This is a genomic window from Pseudomonas sp. KCJK8993 (genome assembly GCF_046230915.1).
GTDB lineage: Bacteria > Pseudomonadota > Gammaproteobacteria > Pseudomonadales > Pseudomonadaceae > Aquipseudomonas > Aquipseudomonas piscis.
In genome coordinates this window covers 1-3,186 of record NZ_JBJJLO010000219.1, presented here as the reverse complement: position 1 = coordinate 3,186, position 3,186 = coordinate 1, and the positions used below count along the sequence as shown (strand labels likewise).

Here is a 3,186-nt window from a genome sequence, read left to right as displayed (position 1 = left end):
GAAAAAGAGGGCAAAAGGGCGTCACGGGGGTCTGGGGGGCTGGAAGATGGTAAGAAGAAACCACCGCATACACCCCCGCCGTCAACACACTCCCCGCCACGATCGCCAGCAAATACAACACCCCATGATTGATCGCATTCGGAATCAACATCACGAACAACCCCCCATGGGGCGCCATCAACTTGCAGCCAAAGTACATCGACAAGGCCCCGGTCAACGCCCCACCGGCCATGCTCGCCGGGATCACCCGCAACGGGTCCTTGGCCGCGAACGGAATCGCCCCCTCGGAGATAAAGCACAACCCCAGCACCAGCGCCGCCTTGCCCGCCTCCCGCTCGGTCTGGGCGAACTTGCGCCGAGCGATGAAGGTCGCAATGCCCAGGCCAATGGGCGGCACCATCCCCGCCGCCATGGCCGCGGCCATCGGCGCATAACTCTGGGACGCCAGCAACCCCACCGAAAACGCATAGGCCGCCTTGTTGATCGGCCCGCCCAGGTCCACGCACATCATCGCCCCCAGCAACACCCCCAGCAGGATCGCGTTGGTGGTGCCCATGCTGTCGAGGAAATGGGTCAGGGCCCCGAGCATGCCGGCCACCGGCTTGCCCACCACGTAGATCATCACCAGGCCAGTGAACAGGCTGGCCAGCAACGGGATGATCAGGATCGGCTTCAGGGCTTCCAGCCCCTGGGGCAAGCGTATGTAGTGGTTGATCGCCTTGGCCGCGTACCCAGCCAGGAACCCGGCGACGATGCCGCCGATGAACCCCGCGCCCAGGGTGCTGGCCAGCAGGCCACCGATCATCCCCGGGGCCAGCCCCGGCCGGTCGGCAATGGAGTAGGCGATGTAGCCGGCCAGCAACGGCACCATCAGCTTGAACGCGGTATCACCACCGATCTGCATCAAGGCCGCGGCCAGGGTGCCCTCCTCCTTGTAGGCCGTGATGCCGAAGACGAACGACAGGGCGATCATCAAGCCGCCCGCCACCACCATCGGCAGCATGAACGAAACCCCGGTCAGCAGATGCTTGTAGACCCCGGCCTGGTCTGGCTTGGCCGGCGCCTGGGCGCCACTGGCCACGGACTCCGGCCGGCCTTCGGCCAGGGCCTTGTCCAGGGTCGCCTCGGCCTGCTTGAGCGCCACGCCGGTGCCGCAGCGATAGATGCGCTTGCCGGCAAAGCGTTCGGTGGCCACTTCGATGTCCGCCGCCAGCAGCACCACGTCGGCTTGCGCGATGGCCTCGGCGCTCAGCGGATTGCGCGCGCCCACCGAGCCCTGGGTTTCCACGTGCAGCTGGTAACCCAGGCGCTTGGCCGCCTGTTGCAAGGCCTCGGCGGCCATGAAGGTGTGGGCCACGCCGGTGGGGCAAGCGGTGATCGCCACCACCCGTGGCACCGACTGTTCGGCGCTGGGCGCGGGCTCGCCCGACTCTTGCGCGGCCATCAGCACCTGGGCGTCCTCGGCGCCCCGGCGCAGCAAGGCATCCACATCCTGCAGGGCCTGGGACGGGCTGCTGCGATAGACCCGCTTGCCGACGAAACGCGACAGATCCACAGGCCCACTGCTGACCAGCAGCACCCACTCGGCCGCCGCCAGGGTCGCGGCCGACAATTGGCGCTCGGGACGGGCCGGGTCGTGGACCTCGACGCTGGTGCTCCAGCCCTGGCGCTGGGCCGCGGCGTCCAGCAGGCGTGCGCAGAGCACACTGGTGACCATGCCATTGGGGCAGGCGGTAACGATGGCTAACTTCATGGGCACCTCTCTTATTGTTCTGCCAGGGGCTGCACGCGCACCCCCTGTTCCAGCCGGGCCAGTTGGGCCCGGTCGCCGATGCCGAAACCGATCTGGGTCACCGCCATGGCGGCGATGGCCGTGGCCGTGCGCAGGGCCTGGGCGGCGTCCTGGCCGACGAGCAGGCCGTGCAGCACCCCGGCCAGCAACGAGTCGCCGGCGCCCACGGTACTGACCACCGCGACCTTGGGTGGCAACGCCTGCAAGGCTTGGCCAGTGGCGAACCAGTGGACGCCGTCGGCGCCATGGGAGACCACCACATGCTCGACCCCCTGGGCCTGCAGCTGGCGCGCAGCGGCGGCTTGGTCCGCCGGCCGGCCCAGGGCATCGGCCAGTTCCTCGCCATTGGGCTTGACCAGCCAGGGCCCGGCCGCCAGCCCGGCACGCAAGGCGGCGCCGCTGGTGTCCAGGGCCAACTTCAGGCCCATGGCCTTCAGGCGCAGCAGCAGGGCCTGGAACCATTGCGGGCTCACGCCCTGGGGCAGGCTGCCGGCGACCACCACCGCGTCATGCCCGGGGGCGATCTGCTCCAGGCGCGCCAGCAGCGCTTGCTGGGCGACGGCGTCGACCCGCGGGCCCGGGCCGTTGACGTCGGTAACGCGCCCATCGGCCTCGGCCAGCTTGATGTTGCTGCGGGTTTCCCCCGGCACGCGAACGAAGGCATCGACGAACCCACGGCGGGCGAACAACTCATCGAAAGCCTGGGGATTGCCAGCGCCGAGAAAGCCGCTGACGGTCAGGCGATGGCCCAGGTCGGCCAGGACCTGGGCCACGTTCACCCCCTTGCCGGCGGCATGCACGTGCAGCGCCTGGCTACGGTTGACCTGCCCCACCTCCAGGTGGGCCAGGGGCACGGTCAGGTCCAGCGCCGGGTTGAGGGTCAGGGTGAGAATCTTCGCCATTACATGGCCTCCACTAAGGCGCGCACATCGTTGGCGCTGCCGACGGCCAGGGCCTGTTGAGCCAGGGTTCGGGTCTGGGCCAGGCTGAGTTCGCGAATGCGCGCCTTGACCTCGGCGATGCTGCGTCCGGAGACGCTCAGTTCATCCACGCCCAAGCCCACCAGCACCGGCACCGCCAGCGGGTCGGCCGCCAGCTCGCCACACACGCCGACCCACTTGCCCTGGGCATGGGCGGCGCGCACGGTGATGTCGATCAGTTGCAGCACCGCCGGGTGCAGGCCATCGGCCTGGGCCGAAAGGGTCGGATGGCCGCGATCGATGGCCAGGGTGTACTGGGTGAGGTCGTTGGTGCCGACGCTGAAGAAGTCCACTTCCTTGGCCAGCACCGGGGCCAGCAGGGCCGCCGAGGGCACCTCGATCATGATCCCCAGTTGCAGGTCGGCCACGGGAATTTCCCGGCGCAGGCGCTCGGTCATGTCCCGGGCCTGGCGC

Annotated in this window: 3 protein-coding genes; all 3 read right to left on the bottom strand. The window is 68.9% G+C overall.

Features of this window, described 5'->3' with window-relative positions; genetic code table 11:
* Window positions 1-1,753: PTS fructose-like transporter subunit IIB (locus tag ACK6AU_RS31680; protein ID WP_409303686.1), on the bottom strand; the 1,753-nt coding region annotated here is incomplete at its 3' end.
* 11 nt (window positions 1,754-1,764) lie between these two features.
* On the bottom strand, window positions 1,765-2,694 hold the full coding sequence (gene pfkB / locus ACK6AU_RS31675) for a 1-phosphofructokinase (RefSeq protein WP_409303684.1): 930 nt from the start codon (window positions 2,692-2,694) through the stop codon (window positions 1,765-1,767).
* Window positions 2,694-3,186: putative PEP-binding protein (locus tag ACK6AU_RS31670; RefSeq protein WP_409303682.1), on the bottom strand; the 493-nt coding region annotated here is incomplete at its 5' end. The genes pfkB and ACK6AU_RS31670, both read right to left, overlap by 1 nt.